This window comes from Arthrobacter sp. R4-81, assembly GCF_054792365.1.
Map to the genome: position 1 here is coordinate 432,376 of NZ_CP096445.1, position 13,808 is coordinate 446,183.

The 13,808-nt window shown below is 61.8% G+C and carries 12 protein-coding genes; 5 read left to right on the plus strand and 7 right to left on the minus strand.

Going from position 1 to position 13,808, the window contains the following annotated elements; genetic code table 11:
* Positions 1-23: 23 nt before the first annotated feature.
* Together M1E05_RS02075 and M1E05_RS02080 are read right to left on the minus strand one after the other, a co-directional pair.
* Complete coding sequence (locus M1E05_RS02075) at positions 24-2,414, minus strand: ATP-binding cassette domain-containing protein (protein ID WP_461164291.1); 2,391 nt, start codon at positions 2,412-2,414, stop codon at positions 24-26.
* Positions 2,415-3,059: 645 nt separating this feature from the next.
* Positions 3,060-3,779, minus strand: coding sequence for an alpha/beta fold hydrolase (locus M1E05_RS02080; protein ID WP_461164292.1), 720 nt, complete (start codon positions 3,777-3,779; stop codon positions 3,060-3,062).
* 172 nt (positions 3,780-3,951) lie between these two features.
* Here M1E05_RS02080 and M1E05_RS02085 point away from each other — a divergent pair, with 172 nt between their 5' ends.
* Genes M1E05_RS02085 through M1E05_RS02095 form a run of 3 tightly spaced genes read left to right on the plus strand, consistent with a single transcriptional unit; the run spans position 3,952 to position 5,584 of the window.
* Positions 3,952-4,380 carry a hypothetical protein gene (locus M1E05_RS02085; protein ID WP_458112405.1) on the plus strand — a complete coding sequence of 143 codons (429 nt, stop codon included), beginning with the start codon at positions 3,952-3,954 and terminating at the stop codon, positions 4,378-4,380.
* Complete coding sequence (locus M1E05_RS02090) at positions 4,374-4,607, plus strand: helix-turn-helix transcriptional regulator (protein WP_309108321.1); 234 nt, start codon at positions 4,374-4,376, stop codon at positions 4,605-4,607. The genes M1E05_RS02085 and M1E05_RS02090 overlap by 7 nt, the downstream gene beginning before the upstream one ends.
* A complete protein-coding gene (locus tag M1E05_RS02095) occupies positions 4,604-5,584 on the plus strand; it encodes an NAD(P)-dependent alcohol dehydrogenase (protein WP_461164293.1) in 981 nt (326 codons plus the stop codon). Before M1E05_RS02090 ends, M1E05_RS02095 begins: the two co-directional genes overlap by 4 nt.
* Before the next feature lie 22 nt (positions 5,585-5,606).
* Here the strand turns inward: M1E05_RS02095 and M1E05_RS02100 are convergent, their stop codons facing one another.
* Positions 5,607-6,425 (minus strand): putative protein N(5)-glutamine methyltransferase, encoded by an 819-nt coding sequence (locus tag M1E05_RS02100; RefSeq protein ID WP_461164294.1) that lies wholly within the window; start codon positions 6,423-6,425, stop codon positions 5,607-5,609.
* A 352-nt stretch (positions 6,426-6,777) separates the two neighbouring features.
* Here M1E05_RS02100 and M1E05_RS02105 point away from each other — a divergent pair, with 352 nt between their 5' ends.
* Positions 6,778-7,104 carry a hypothetical protein gene (locus M1E05_RS02105; protein WP_461164295.1) on the plus strand — a complete coding sequence of 109 codons (327 nt, stop codon included), beginning with the start codon at positions 6,778-6,780 and terminating at the stop codon, positions 7,102-7,104.
* Between the two features lie 29 nt (positions 7,105-7,133).
* Here M1E05_RS02105 and M1E05_RS02110 read toward each other — a convergent pair whose 3' ends face one another.
* Positions 7,134-9,035, minus strand: a complete 1,902-nt coding sequence (locus M1E05_RS02110) for a hypothetical protein (protein WP_461164296.1) — start codon at positions 9,033-9,035, stop codon at positions 7,134-7,136.
* Between the two features lie 390 nt (positions 9,036-9,425).
* Positions 9,426-10,124, minus strand: a complete 699-nt coding sequence (locus M1E05_RS02115; RefSeq protein ID WP_461164297.1) for a hypothetical protein — start codon at positions 10,122-10,124, stop codon at positions 9,426-9,428.
* A 197-nt stretch (positions 10,125-10,321) separates the two neighbouring features.
* On the opposite strand from M1E05_RS02115, the gene M1E05_RS02120 reads away from it, so the two are divergent.
* On the plus strand, positions 10,322-10,711 hold the full coding sequence (locus M1E05_RS02120; RefSeq protein ID WP_461164298.1) for a YchJ family protein: 390 nt from the start codon (positions 10,322-10,324) through the stop codon (positions 10,709-10,711).
* Positions 10,712-10,774: 63 nt separating this feature from the next.
* Here M1E05_RS02120 and M1E05_RS02125 read toward each other — a convergent pair whose 3' ends face one another.
* Positions 10,775-11,611 (minus strand): YrzE family protein, encoded by an 837-nt coding sequence (locus M1E05_RS02125; protein WP_461164299.1) that lies wholly within the window; start codon positions 11,609-11,611, stop codon positions 10,775-10,777.
* A gap of 154 nt (positions 11,612-11,765) precedes the next feature.
* Positions 11,766-13,751: an acyl-CoA dehydrogenase family protein gene (locus tag M1E05_RS02130; protein ID WP_461164300.1), complete on the minus strand. Its 1,986-nt coding sequence runs from the start codon at positions 13,749-13,751 to the stop codon at positions 11,766-11,768.
* Positions 13,752-13,808 lie beyond the last annotated feature (57 nt).

The window sequence follows — 13,808 nt, forward strand, 5'->3', positions numbered from 1 at the left end:
CTGCTCCGGGTTTCGTGCCGGCGTCAGGCCCCCACGTACGCTGCCAGATGCTCACCTGTGAGCGTGGAGCGGGCTGCGACAAGGTCAGCGGGAGTGCCTTGGAAGACGATCCGGCCGCCGTCATGGCCGGCACCGGGACCGAGGTCGATGATCCAGTCGGCGTGCGCCATCACCGCCTGGTGGTGCTCGATGACGATGACCGACTTGCCGGACCCGACCAGGCGGTCGAGCAGACCCAGCAGGTTCTCGACGTCGGCCAGGTGGAGGCCCGTGGTCGGTTCGTCGAGGATATAGACCTCACCCTTCTCCGCCATCTGGGTAGCCAGCTTGATGCGCTGGCGCTCGCCGCCTGACAGTGTGGTGAGTGGCTGGCCGAGGGTGAGGTAGCCGAGCCCGACGTCCACGATCCGGTCGAGGATCTTGTGGGCAGCAGGCGTGCGGGCCTCTCCTTCGCTGAAGAAGATGTTCGCTTCTGTCATCGACATTGCCAACACCTCGGCGATGTTCCGCCCGCCCAGCGTGTATTCAAGGACCGACGCTTGGAACCGGCGCCCCTCGCAGTCCTCACACGTGGACTCAACGGTGGCCATAACGCCCAGTTCGGTGAAGATGACACCCGCGCCGTTGCATGTGGGACAGGCGCCCTCAGAGTTGGAGCTGAAAAGCGCCGGCTTCACTGAATTAGCCTTCGCAAACGCCTTGCGGATGGGCTCGAGCAGACCGGTGTACGTGGCAGGGTTGCTGCGGCGTGAGCCTTTGATGGCGCCCTGGTCAACCACCACCACGCCGTCGCGGTCGGCCACTGAACCATGGATCAGGGAACTCTTTCCTGAGCCGGCAACTCCCGTCACCACCACAAGCGCGCCCAGCGGTATGTCGACGTCGACGTTTTGCAGGTTGTGCGTGCGCGCTCCGCGGACCTCAAGCGCGCCCTTCTGTGTGCGCACTGCCTTTTTAAGGGCAGCCCGGTCATCGAGATGCCGCCCGGTGATGGTGTCGCTCTTCCGCAGTCCCTCGAGGGTGCCCTCGAAGACCACCTCACCACCGGCGGCGCCGGCGCCGGGACCGAGGTCGACGACGTGGTCAGCGATGGCGATGGTCTCCGGTTTGTGCTCGACGACGAGCACGGTGTTGCCCTTGTCGCGCAATTGCAGCAGGAGCTGGTTCATCCGTTCGATATCGTGCGGGTGCAGGCCGATGGTGGGCTCGTCGAAAACGTAGGTGACGTCGGTCAGGGAGGACCCGAGGTGCCGGATCATCTTGGTGCGTTGCGCCTCGCCGCCGGACAGTGTTCCGGCCGGCCGGGCCAGCGAGAGGTAGCCCAAGCCGATTTCGGCGAACGAGTCGAGCAGATGCCGGAGTCCTTTGAGGAGCGGTGCAACCGACGGCTCGTTGAGGTCACCGACCCACCCGGCCAGATCGCTGATCTGCATGTCGCACAGTTCTGCGATGTTTTTGCCGCGGATTTTCGCGGACCGGGCCTCCGGGCTGAGCCGCGTGCCGTCACATTCGGGGCAGGACTGAAAGGTAATTGCGCGCTCAACGAAAGCGCGGATGTGAGGCTGCATGGCCTCGACGTCCTTGGAGAGCATCGACTTCTGGATCTTCGGGATCAACCCCTCATAGGTCAGGTTGATGCCCTCCACCTTGATCTTGGTCGGTTCCTTGTAGAGGAGGTCGTGCATTTCCTTCTTGGTGAATTTCGCTATCGGCTTGTCCATGTCGAAGCCTGCTCCGCTGAAAATCCGGCCATACCAGCCGTCCATGCTGTAGCCGGGGACGGTCAAGGCCCCTTCGCTGAGCGATTTGCTGTCATCGTAGAGGGCAGTGAGGTCAAAGTCGGAGACCGAGCCCATGCCTTCGCACCGCGGGCACATTCCGCCCAGGTAGACCGCGTTCTGCACCACGGCCTTCTCCACCCGGCCGCTCTTCTCGGTGCTCATCACACCGCTGGCTTTCCGCGTCGGGACATTGAACGAGAATGCCGTGGGCGGCCCGATGTACGGCTTGCCCAGCCGGCTGAAGAGGATCCGGAGCATGGCGTTGGCATCGGTGGCAGTGCCGACTGTCGAGCGCGGGTTCGCCCCCATCCGCTCCTGGTCAACGATGATCGCCGTCGTGAGCCCCTCGAGTACGTCGACGTCCGGCCGGGCCAGCGCCGGCATGAATCCCTGCACGAAGGCGCTGTAGGTTTCGTTGATCATCCGCTGCGATTCAGCGGCGATCGTGGCGAACACCAGCGAACTCTTGCCTGAACCTGATACGCCTGTGAACACAGTCAGCCGCCGCTTCGGGATCTCGATGCTGACGTCCTTGAGGTTGTTCTCACGTGCACCCTGCACCCGGATCAGGTCGTGGCGATCGGCGGGGTGCAGCTCTGCTGACCGAATGTCCGTGCTCGTGGCCGTGGTCATCGTGTCTCCATCTGTTACGAGGGGTCGCCTACGCGGTTTCCGTCGGCGTCATTTGGCTCGATCTTAACCAGCTTCGTGCAGTCATACTAGGTGCGCTTCGGCGCCCCGCGCTTCTCCATTCCTGATCTGTTGCCGGCCTTCGGACCGTGCCGGTCTGACCCTCTTCGGGGCAGCGAAATCGGCAACACGCCTAAAATCCCGGAGTGTCGCCGTCGTCTGCCATCAAGAGGGTCGAGGCGCAGCACTATCTTGACCGGATCCTTAGTCAGCGTTGCCGGGACCTTAAGCAACGTTCGCAACACTTGAATCCAGGCGCGGAATCAACATGCTGGAGGACGGTGGATCGCATGGGGAGAATTCAGGGCCGGCCGAAACCGTTGGCTGTTACATCGGCAATCCGTGAGTTGCTGGGTCAAATACTCGAGCATCACAGGCGGGCCAAAGGCCATGCGATGCATTTGTGGAAGATTCGCACCCTCTCCAAGGCGCTGGCTCAGGCCTTGGCGGAGTCCCGTGAGGTGTCCAGTTGGCCTGGGGATCGCCTTCCTGTCGGGTTTCAAATGTCCCAAGAGGTCGAATTGATCACGCAGCGCATTCAGCATGAAACGGAAGCGTGGGGTAACCAGGTAAGCCACGCCTGAATGGTCAGCCCCGGCGACTCGCTGACGCACCGTCGACGGCGGCGAGAATTGCCTCGCCGAGTTCGGCGGGCTTGGTGAACTGCGGCCAGTGCCCGGTGGGCAGGTCCATGTACTCGACGTCGTGAATCCGGGCGAGCTCCGCTACGAACGGATGGCCGGAATCCATCCATTCGATGAGCAGGGAGGACGGGAACTCGCAGGCGATAACGGTGGCCGGGACGTTGTAGCGGCGCTCGTCCTGCAGATGCTGCCGGTCGCTGGTGACGCCTCGTGGTTCCGGGATGGCGCGTGCCCGAAAGGCAGCACGCAGTTCTTCATTCAGGTCGGTGAGATCGGCATCCTCAAAACCCTCCCACGGGGGCAGCGGCACGTCGTCCCCTTCGGCAGGGAGTTCGTCGTTGATGACCCCTCCCTCACCCAACGGTCCACTGTCCACATAGACAGCGCGCGTCACGCGGTCGGGCCGGGCATCGACAGCACCGTGGATGATGGCGCCTCCGCCGGAATGGCCCACGAGGGCCACCGGGCCCTCAACTGCGTCCACCGCGGCGACGACGGCGTCAATGTGATCGCGGAGGCCGATTCCGGCTCTGGGCGCATCCTTTGACTCAAGGCCTGGCAGGGTCAACGGATGGACCCGATGACCCGCTGCAACCAGCGGTGGAGTGACCTCTGACCACGATGAAGCGTCCAGCCAAAAACCGGGAACCAGGATGATGTCCATGACCGTACCCTACGCCTGGACGCCCAAAATTTTCGAGTAGCCGCTGAGTGTTGTGGAAGCGATCCAACCGCACTTTGCCACGTTCGCTTTTCTGGAAGTCATCTTTTTCTAACATCGTGTAAGGTTTTCTATACATCCTCTTCCGAGGGGTCCCTTGTTTATAGGAGTGAAGATGGGTTCCGAAGAAAGAAGCGCATGGATCATGCTGGTGGTAAGCCTTGCCGCCTACGCAATCTATGTGGCAATAGTCCTAGGGCAGGCTGGAAACGTTCCGCTTGAGGAGACCCCCTACGTCGCCACCATGTTGTGGACCACGGGGGGAGCGATCGCTGGCTCTATTCTGCTGAACATCATCGGGTCAATGGTCATCCGTGAAGGAGCCGGGAAAAAGGACCAACGGGACCGGGAAATCTACCGGTTCGGCGAATCCATCGGCCAGTCTTTTCTCGTGATCGGCGGTGTCGCCGCGCTCCTGATGTCAATGGCCGAGCTCCCCTACTTCTGGATCGCCAATGCCGTCTATCTGGCATTTTTCCTGTCTGCGGCACTGGCGTCCGTTGCCAAGATTGTCGCTTACAGGCGGGGGCTCCCGGCATGGTGAAGCCAACCAGGGTAACCAATGACATACGGCGTCTGCGGTTCGCCCACAACGAGATGACCCAGGCCGAATTGGCTGACCGCACGGGAGTGACCCGCCAGACCATCATCGCCATTGAACAGGGCCGCTACTCGCCGTCCCTCGAAATGGCCTTCCAGATAGCCCAGGTTTTCGGGGTCACGCTGGATGAAGTATTCCAATACCCGGCACAAGAGAGAGAAACACCATGAAGGCTATCGTTCAGGATGTATACGGCTCACCCGATGTGCTGCGGCTCGAGGACATCGAGACCCCGCTTGTTGGAGACAAGGATGTGTTGGTCCGGGTGCATGCCGCGGGAGTGGATTCCGGCGTGTGGCACCTGATGACCGGCAAGCCCTACCTCCTGCGGCTGTTCGGCTTTGGCGTGCGCAAACCAAAACTGCGGGTCCGGGGGCGGGACCTCGCCGGCACCGTAAGCGCCGTGGGCAAGAGCGTGATGAAGTTCCAGCCAGGGGATGAGGTGTTCGGGACTTCGCTGAGCGGCACTTACGCCGAATATGCGCTCGCCGGGGAGGACAGACTGGAACTGAAGCCAGCAAACCTCACGTTTGAAGAAGCTGCCGCCGTTCCCGTTTCAGCCTCCGCTGCTCTTCACGGCCTCCGGGACGCCGGACGGATCAAGGAAGGGCAAGAGGTTCTTATTATCGGGGCGGGTGGCGGATTCGGTACCTATGCAGTGCAGTTCGCGAAGGCGTATGGGGCGAAGGTCACTGGAGTGTGCAGTACGGGCAAGGTAGAGCTGGTGCGCTCGCTCGGCGCTGACCACGTCATTGATTACACCCGGGAGGACTATGCCGACGGCGGGCGCCGGTACGACCTCATCCTCGAGATTGCAGGAAACAACACACCGCTGTCCCGCCTTAGGCGAACCATGACGCCTCAAGGAACCCTGGTCCTTGCCGGCGGTGAAGGCGGCGGCGAGGTCTTTGGCGGCGTCGGACGCCAGCTCTGGGGTCTCCTGTTGTCCCTCTGCATCGGCCAAAAAATCCGAGCCCTCGTATCCGGCGAGAGTGTGCAGGATCTGCAGGACCTGCGGGAGTTCATCGAGGCAGGGAAGATCACACCGGCGATCGGCAAGACCTTCTCCCTGACGGAGGTTCCCGAAGCGATTCGCCAGCTGCGCGCTGGGGAGGCACATGGCAAGCTGGTCATCAGTCTCTCGTGAACCTCTCCAGGTGGGGCCGCTGTTATGCCCTTGGGTCTGGTTTGGCTCCAATAACCACCGTGCAGCAGAACTCGTCCGAGTAGACGGAGCGGGCAAACAGCCCGGCGGTTGCCAGAATCCTGACGGCCGCCGGGGCTTGGCTCGCATCTGTCTCAATGAAGATGTTGCCGCCCGGAGCCAACCACGGCAACACACTATCCGCGAGCCGCCGCAGGACTTCCAGCCCGTCGTCGCCCCCGTCCAACGTCACTCGTGGCTCATGGTCGCGGGCCTCTGGAGGCATCAGCCCGATCGCGTCCGTTGGTACGTAGGGGACGTTGGCCACGAGGACATCAACCCTGCCCATCAAGCCGCGGGGCAGCGGGTTGAAAAGGTCGCCCTCATAGACGGAACCGTCGAGGCCCTCCAGGTTTTGCCGGGCACATTTCACAGCTGCCGGTTCAATGTCGACGGCGTGAAGTTCAACGCTGCCGGTCCATTGGGCAAGGACCAGTCCGAGGGCTCCGCTGCCGCAGCAGAGATCCAGGATTACGGACCCCGGGAGAGTTACTCTTCCGGCCTGATGTACCAGGAACTCTGTTCGCTGCCTGGGAACGAAGACATCCGGAGCAACCCCTATCCGCAGACTGCAAAACTCCACCCATCCGAGAATGTGCTCGAGCGGAACCCCTGCCTCCCGTCTTGTGAGCATGGTCTCCAGCGTGTCCTCTGTTCCGGCGTTTGACAGCAAGAGTTCCGCCTCGTCCTCGGCGAACACACAACCTGCCGTACGGAGTCGTGAGGTGACGATGGGCAAGGAATACCGGGAGTTCCTGGCGTGCAGGGAAGTGGAAGGTGGCATCGGATGTGATCGTACTGGAAAAGCACTCGGGGTGTACCAGTGCTTCTGGGCAGAACTGCAACCGGGGTCGTTCCGGCGCGAAACCGCCCACCAGGGACTTTAGTCCCTTACGGCAACAGGGGAGTGTCCTGCACTCTTAAGGGCGAGCGGTTCCTGCACGGCAATTGGGGGGAGGAACGGCTCAGCAACACCATGGTCTCGTCACGTAGCCCGGGAGTGCGAATGAACTCCTTGCAGTTTCGTACGCAGCGACATTCAGGAGACCTTGGGGATTATGACCGTTTATCAGCACCGATGCGCCCGCGCTGGGTCCAATGCCGCTGTTCTTCTGACCGGTTGCGTGGTCTAGGGCATGGCCCAGCAGCCAGGCAGTTCACGGCTAAAAGTTACGGTTCGGATCGACGCGAATCTGCAAACCGCACGCATCGAAGTGCGGGGAAGCGTCACACGGGAAAACCTGCGCGCCCTGTACGTCGTCGCCCGTAGAACCAGTGCCATGCTTCCGGGCAGGGACATAATCCTGGACCTCACGCATGCCCGCGCGGCAGTCGAAGCAATCCTGGAATTGCACGATCCTGATCAGCTGCTGCGGGTGATAGCGGCCGACGACAGCAAGGAGCCGTGCCGCCTCAGCGTTCTGGACCCTGTGACTGGGCAAGACACTAGAGAAAGCGCGTAACACCGGCGCGCCGAGCGGGAGGTGAAAGGCTAGCGGGCAGTGACAGGCGGGGATCCTGCGGCCACATATTCGGCGTTCGTGGCGCCAACCAGCCCTGAGGGCGAGTCATAGTACAGGGCAGGGTGGGTACCTATCCGCACGAATCCGCTTCCGGGAATGAGGGTGCTCACTTGTGGTCCGGGCAGGCCATAACGCACCCACTGCTGGTAGGTCAGCTGGGTGCCCTTGTTGTCGCTTCCCACCATGTAGATGGCGCTGGACCATGAGTTCTTGACGAAGCGCGCCGCGCCCTTGTCCGTGAACACCCGGAGGTTCGCAGGAATCTCCGTCCACTCCTGCGGGGTCAGTTCATGAATGGAACCGGAGGGCGCCTTGAGGAAAATTGAGGGGAAGTTATTGAACTTGAAGATCGTTGATCCCCCGATATACGGCGTCCTCTCAGGGGCGGGAAAACCGGCTGCGGACCATTCCTGATAGCTGATGGCAACAACAGTGCTAGCCAGTTCAGCCTTTCCATCAACCATGCCGTCGAGCTTGTAGATGGTGGGGTCCCAGCCGTATTTAACGTATCGGACGGTGACGGCGATCGGAGGCGAGCCGGCTGCTGCCCACTCCGTCAGCGTCGCAGTGGTTTCGCCCGCGGGACTGGCATAGAACAGTGTTGATTGGCCCGGTTTCTTGTAGAAGTAGGTTCCGGCCAGAAGCTTAAAGGATGTGGGTGCCGGCAGTCCGTATGCTTCCCAGGCTGCGTAACTCAGTGCCTTGCCCTTGCCATTGCTTTCCACCGCGTAGATGGTGGGACTCCAGCTGTTTTTCACGAAGCTGACGGCGGGAAGTGTGGTGTAGGCCGGCATGCCCAGCGCAAAGTACTCGCTCCAGCTGAGGGCCTTGAAACTGCCGTCAGCCCTCTTGCCGTAGATGTTCGCCGCGTTTGCGTGCTTGAAATAGGAGACGTAGGGGGTGGCTGCCCGGATGGTGATTCCCGCCGCGCCGCTGTTGATGTAGTCGAGCGTTACCCGTGTGCCGGCAGCAGTGGTGAAGGTGCCGCTCTGCCAGGCGAGGTTGGGGTGGTACCACCCGTCATAGGGAATCGTCCTCGGCGGGATAATCATGGACGCCGTTGGCTCCCCTGGATCAGCTTTGGTGATTTGCACCCCCCGGTTCCCGTTGACGGCGGTAGCGCCGTCATAGCCGACAGGCATTCGGAGTTCGAGGTAGTAAACCTCTTTGCTGACTGGGTCGGTGAACTTCAGGGCCCGTGCATTGCCTGGTCCGGCCCACGGTGTGAGGGTGTAACTTGCAGTGCCCAGCGGTGTTCCGATGTTGCGGATTTCATAACCGTTTCCCAAAGAAGCGATGTCGTACTGGTACGCATCAAGGGTTGGCATGGCGGCCTGGCTGACGCCCATGAGCGACGTCATGTTGCCGTAGTGCCGCGAGTAGCAGTTCCCGTTGTCGAGCTTCCCTTGGCTGTACGTGGAATCGGCACTGCCATCCTTGCACTGGAGGCTGTTGGCATGGTCAAGGCCGAAGACGTGCCCGAATTCGTGCCCCATAACGGCGTTTGTATAGGCGCTGGGATAGGGCATCAGGACACGGCCGCTCGTGGGTCCGCTGGACCAACCGGCGCCGAGGTTGCCGCCCTGGCCGTAGACAACCACATCGTTTCGGGGCATGAACACCACCAGGCTGGTGTTCGGGCTCTCTATCCATCCCAGCTCACGCGTCACCGTCACCAGAATGTCGTCGAAGCTCCAGTCGGACCTGGCGCTCGTTTTGAAACCCGTGACCGTATCAAACAGAGACAGCGACAGCCGGCCCCCGGACATGCCGCTCCAGTACTGGCTGGCGGCTGCGATCGAGTTCTTTGCTGCGCTGAGGTTGATGGCTGACGTGTCCGCGGCCGAGCGGTCAGCCGTTTGAATGGTCACCAGGGAAACCTTGACCGTGGCTGACCTGGGCGTCCACTCAGTGGCGAGACTTCCTGGGGTCAGGGGGGACGGAGCTGTCCGAATAAAGTGGTCAATCGGAGGGGGAGGCGGAGGGAGAGTTTCTGTGCTGGCCTGACCTGCTGCAGCCATGCTGGCTGGCGCCACCAGGCTGATTAACAACAGGGCCATGACCGTAAATGCTGAAACGACCCGCATGATTCCCCCAGATGTAAAGAAACCCGTTGGACACCACTGTCCAAAACGCGGTTTAGTACGAGACCTATCCCCACGGCAATTGTCACGGCAAAGACTTTGCGTTGCAAGCAAGTCCTATAACGAATGCGACACGCCTTCATGCAACTCGGCTGCACGGTAACCGCGGCAAATGCCCTATTTGACGCTTTCGGATTTGGGCCGGGCAGCAAGGGAAACAAGGGAGCCGGTATCCAGCAGATCCTCGGTGCCGGGCGTTGGCGGTTTCTTGAATGACCGGGGCACGGGAACGGGCCCGCTCCCGTCCTTAGGTCGCTGGTCCAACGCGGATTCAACCAACGGGGCCACCCGCGGCACCTCTTCCGGGAGCACTCCGGGCGGCGGAACATCGGGGAGGGTCGCATCGATGGCCGGTTTTTCTGCCCTCGCCCTTGCCACTGCACGGGCATCCGCGAGGGCAACTGCCTCGGCCCAGTCAGCAGCCATCTCGGCCGGCGCTCGATGCGTTTTGCCGATCAAAGGCAGGTGGCCCGTTGCAGTCCGCAGCATCCCGGAAATCCGCTTCAAACTGTGTGGCCCCAGGGGTGTACTGATTGGCGTGACTGACGCCGGTCGGGTGCTGTCCTGGCGTTCTTCGTTCTCCGGCACCCCAGCGGATGGGGCGGCCAGGGAACCCGGCAGACGAACGACGTCCACGGTGTCCTCGCCGGGGAAACGGCCAAACATGGCCATGACCAGGACTGCGGCCAATCGTCCCACACCCGCAATGACAAGCGTGGCAATGAACACCAGGAACAGGCCCAGGAACATTACGAAGGCCAGCCCGAGTGTGCCAAAAAAGGTCAGGTTCAGGGCGATGGTCGTCGGATCTTCCACTTACCTCTCCTATCCAGCCTGCGTGAGGTAGTTGCCTGAATCAGTTGCAGGGCAACTGCCCTCATCCACCATAGATACTATTCTTCTGCCGTGCTCCCGGCTGGCGGCTGGTGGCGGACTTCGTGTCTCAGCCGTTACCGTTTGTTCACTGCTTTCGGCTGATCCAACGGCCGGAACCCACTTTCTAAGGAAAAAACGTGGCATACAGCGGACCTTGCCCGTGCCTAACAGGTGAGCAGTACGCGGAGTGTTGCGGCCGCTTCCACTCGGGAGATGCTCACGCCCCGACAGCCGAGCAGTTGATGCGCTCACGCTACTGCGCCTTTGTTTTGCTGGAGAAGGAATACCTGCTCCAAACCTGGCATCCCAGGACCCGGCCGTCGTCCCTTGAACTGGATCCGGCTCTGGAATGGCGCCGCCTGGACATCCTTTCTTCCCGGCACGGAGGTCCGCTCGACACGGAGGGTACCGTGGAATTCGCGGCACACTTCAGGCACGACGGCGAACGCGGAGTCCATCGCGAAACAAGCCGTTTCGTGCGGGAGGACAAGCGCTGGTACTACGTCCATGGAGAAACGTCCGCCTGAGAGGAAGACTGCCGGGGTGATCCACCGGACGCCGGGCATCATTGCCCGCCGCCCGGCGATTACCTAGCGGTCCTCGTAATCCTCTGCCGGAGTAAACCCGGCCTTGTCTACCTTGCGGTGGAAATGCATTCCGGCCATGCCTCCGAGGACGGCCCCAACCAAGGCCACGGCTGCCACCACGATGGCAGCAATAATGCCCGTAGTGCTCAGCTGGCCTTCATTCACGGGGATGCGGGGGAAACTGTTCAGGTTCGCCAGGATATTGAACCGCTCCCCGGCGATCATGCCCAGCAGTGCCACCAGTACAGCCACGATCACAGCCCAAAACCAGACCATCAGGCCCTGCTTCCCGCCGTTAAACCTCGCCATCCGTCCCGCCACGTAGCCGCCGGAGTAGTAGGAGAGGAAGAGCACCACCAGGAGCACGATGATGCCCACGATCCCAACAGTCTGGTCCGAGGCTGCCTGGTTGACGGCCTCGTTGACATTAGTATTCGTGGCGAGACCCACCGCCGTCCCGGCGGCAGCCACCAAGGCCGTGAGCAGGACTGCCATTCCTGTTGCCGTTAGCCATCCGAAGAAGGCCGAACCGATTTTGATTCCGCCGAAGGCTTCCTTCTCACGGGCCACCACAGTTTCGCGGGTAGCCAGGCCCGGATCGGTGGCGGGAACCGCCTGGTAACTTCTGGTCGCGTCGTATTCGTCGCCAGAAGAGGCGGCTGTCGCACCGCTGTCGCCGTAGGCTCCGCCCGAAGAATAGTTGCGGCGGGTGGTGTCGTGCACGGGTGTGTCGCTGTAGTCGCGTCCGGCGTCGTCCCGCGGATCCACCGCGTTGGGAATCCCGTCTCTGTCGCGGTCATGCCTGGACTGCTTGCCGTCGGGGCCGATTTTGCTGCTCATCGGACATCCTCGCTTTCATTGGTCCAACCTGACCATTTTTTGGGCAGGTCACTGCAATGCAGAGACCATAGGGGTCTCACTTCCACCTAACCACGCTGTGGATAAAGTAGCAAGGATGCTTACTATTTTGGGGTTGGGGCTCGAATCCGTGCGGTCAGCGGTACTTACGGTGCAGATTTTCCCGGCTGGAGGCGCCAGGTGTTGCATCGGCGATCCATGGTCCGGTCCCTTCGGACTGGTCCAGCACTCCTGCTTCAAGCCATTCGTAGTCACCGGCGAGGACGCGGCGCGAAACTTCATGGTCGCCGTCGTCTGTGTTCCTCCATAGCTGATCAAAGTATTCGTCCACCCGGACCCTGGCCTGCTCGCAAAAAGCCTCGGCCAGCTCGTATGCTGAAGCGCCCCGTTCGGGCGTCGTCCTGAGAATCATTTCTGCACGGGAACAGCTTGCCGCCATGGCGAACAACTCGGCTCCGATGTCCACGATCCGGCCGAGGAAGGCCTGCTTGTGCTCCAGCTTGGCCTGCCAGCGTCCCATGCCATAGAACGTCTGCCGAGCGAGCCTGCGGGAAGACCTTTCCACAAATCTCAGCTGCTTGGCCAGCCTGCCAAATTCGCCGTAGGACCTCGGATCCATCCCGGCCCCAGCCACGAGTTTGGGTAGCCATTTTGCGTAGAAACCTGAAGCCCCGACGGCGGCCCGCGCCTTATCCGACAGGCTCGCTTCGGCGGAGGCCAGGTCTCCGGCCGCTGCCAAGTGGGCATCCACTGCCTCACGCGCGATGAGAAGCCTCATGATTTCGGAGGACCCTTCAAAGATCCTGTTAATACGGAGGTCCCGCAGCTGCTGTTCCGCCGCGACAGCACGCTCACCGCGGGCCCGGAGTGAATCGGCTGTTTCAAAGCCGCGCCCGCCCCGGACCTGAACCAGTTCATCCGCGATCCGGCAGCTTATTTCCGTGGACCAGAGCTTTGCGAGGGCGGCCTCAATCCTGACATCTTTCTGCCCGGAGTCAGCCAGCTCGGCGGACAGTTCAAACACGGCATCCAGGGCAAAGGCGGACGCAGCAATGAAAGCGATCTTCTTGCCCACAGCCTCGTGCTTCCCCACGGGGCGGCCCCACTGGGTCCGGGCGTTGGACCATTCCCTGGCGATTTTCAGGCTCCACCGCCCCGACGCCACACACAGCGCAGGGATGGACAGGCGCCCTGTATTCAGTGTGGTCAATGCGATCTTCAGCCCCTGCCCCTCGCGGCCCAGCCGGTTGGCTGCCGGTACGCGGACCTGATGGAACCGGGTGACGCCGTTTTCGATTCCGCGCAGTCCCATAAACGCGTTCCGGTTTTCGACGGTGATGCCGGGGGAGTCCATTTCCACCACGAACGCGCTGATGCCGCCCTTGTGGCTGGTGCCGTCCGCATCCGTGTGGGCGGGAACCACCGCCATCACAACAACGAGCTCGGCAATGACGCCGTTGGTGGTCCAAAGCTTCACGCCGTCCAAAATGTAGGACTCGCCGTCGTCCGAGGGGACAGCCGTGCTGCCCATCCGGGCGGGGTCGCTGCCGACGTCGGGCTCCGTCAGGAGAAAAGCTGTGATGGCCCCCGCTGCGCATCGCGGCAGATACTCGCGTTTTTGCTCTGGGGTGCCGAAGACCTTCACCGGCTCGGGTACGCCGATGGACTGGTGAGCGGAAAGCAACGCCCCGAGGCTGGGATGGACCGAGCCCATCAACCCCAGGGCGCGTCCATAGTAGACAAGGGACAATCCGAGCCCGCCATACTCCCGGGGAATCTTCATACCGAAGACACCGAGTTCGGACAGTCCGGCGATGTACTCGTCGGGTATTTTTGCATCCCGCTCAATTACTCGGCCCGACATCGCCTTGCAGTACTCCGTCAGTCGAACCATGAACGCCTCACCGCGTTCGACGTCGTCAGGCTTTGCTTCAGGCCAGGGATGGACGAGGTTGATATCGAAGCTGCCCAGGTACAGTCCTTTGGCGAAGCTGGGCCTGTCCCATTGGGTCTCGCGGGCGGCCTCAGTGATGGCACGGGCGTCCGCCGCCGTTGCCTCAGAGCCCATCTTCTCGGGTGCTACGGGAACATCTGCGGCTTGGCTGTCAGTGGCGGAGCTCATGGGACATCTCCTCTAACCGGGTGACCGGGTGGAGCCCTGGGTCCGCCGTGGGTGGAG

Coding starts and splice junctions, on each gene's coding strand:
- M1E05_RS02075 (WP_461164291.1), bottom strand. CDS start 2,414: ATGACCACGGCCACGAGCACGGACATTCGGTCAGCAGAGCTGCACCCC.
- M1E05_RS02080 (WP_461164292.1), bottom strand. CDS start 3,779: ATGGACATCATCCTGGTTCCCGGTTTTTGGCTGGACGCTTCATCGTGG.
- M1E05_RS02085 (WP_458112405.1), top strand. CDS start 3,952: ATGGGTTCCGAAGAAAGAAGCGCATGGATCATGCTGGTGGTAAGCCTT.
- M1E05_RS02090 (WP_309108321.1), top strand. CDS start 4,374: ATGGTGAAGCCAACCAGGGTAACCAATGACATACGGCGTCTGCGGTTC.
- M1E05_RS02095 (WP_461164293.1), top strand. CDS start 4,604: ATGAAGGCTATCGTTCAGGATGTATACGGCTCACCCGATGTGCTGCGG.
- M1E05_RS02100 (WP_461164294.1), bottom strand. CDS start 6,425: ATGCCACCTTCCACTTCCCTGCACGCCAGGAACTCCCGGTATTCCTTG.
- M1E05_RS02105 (WP_461164295.1), top strand. CDS start 6,778: ATGGCCCAGCAGCCAGGCAGTTCACGGCTAAAAGTTACGGTTCGGATC.
- M1E05_RS02125 (WP_461164299.1), bottom strand. CDS start 11,611: ATGAGCAGCAAAATCGGCCCCGACGGCAAGCAGTCCAGGCATGACCGC.
- M1E05_RS02130 (WP_461164300.1), bottom strand. CDS start 13,751: ATGAGCTCCGCCACTGACAGCCAAGCCGCAGATGTTCCCGTAGCACCC.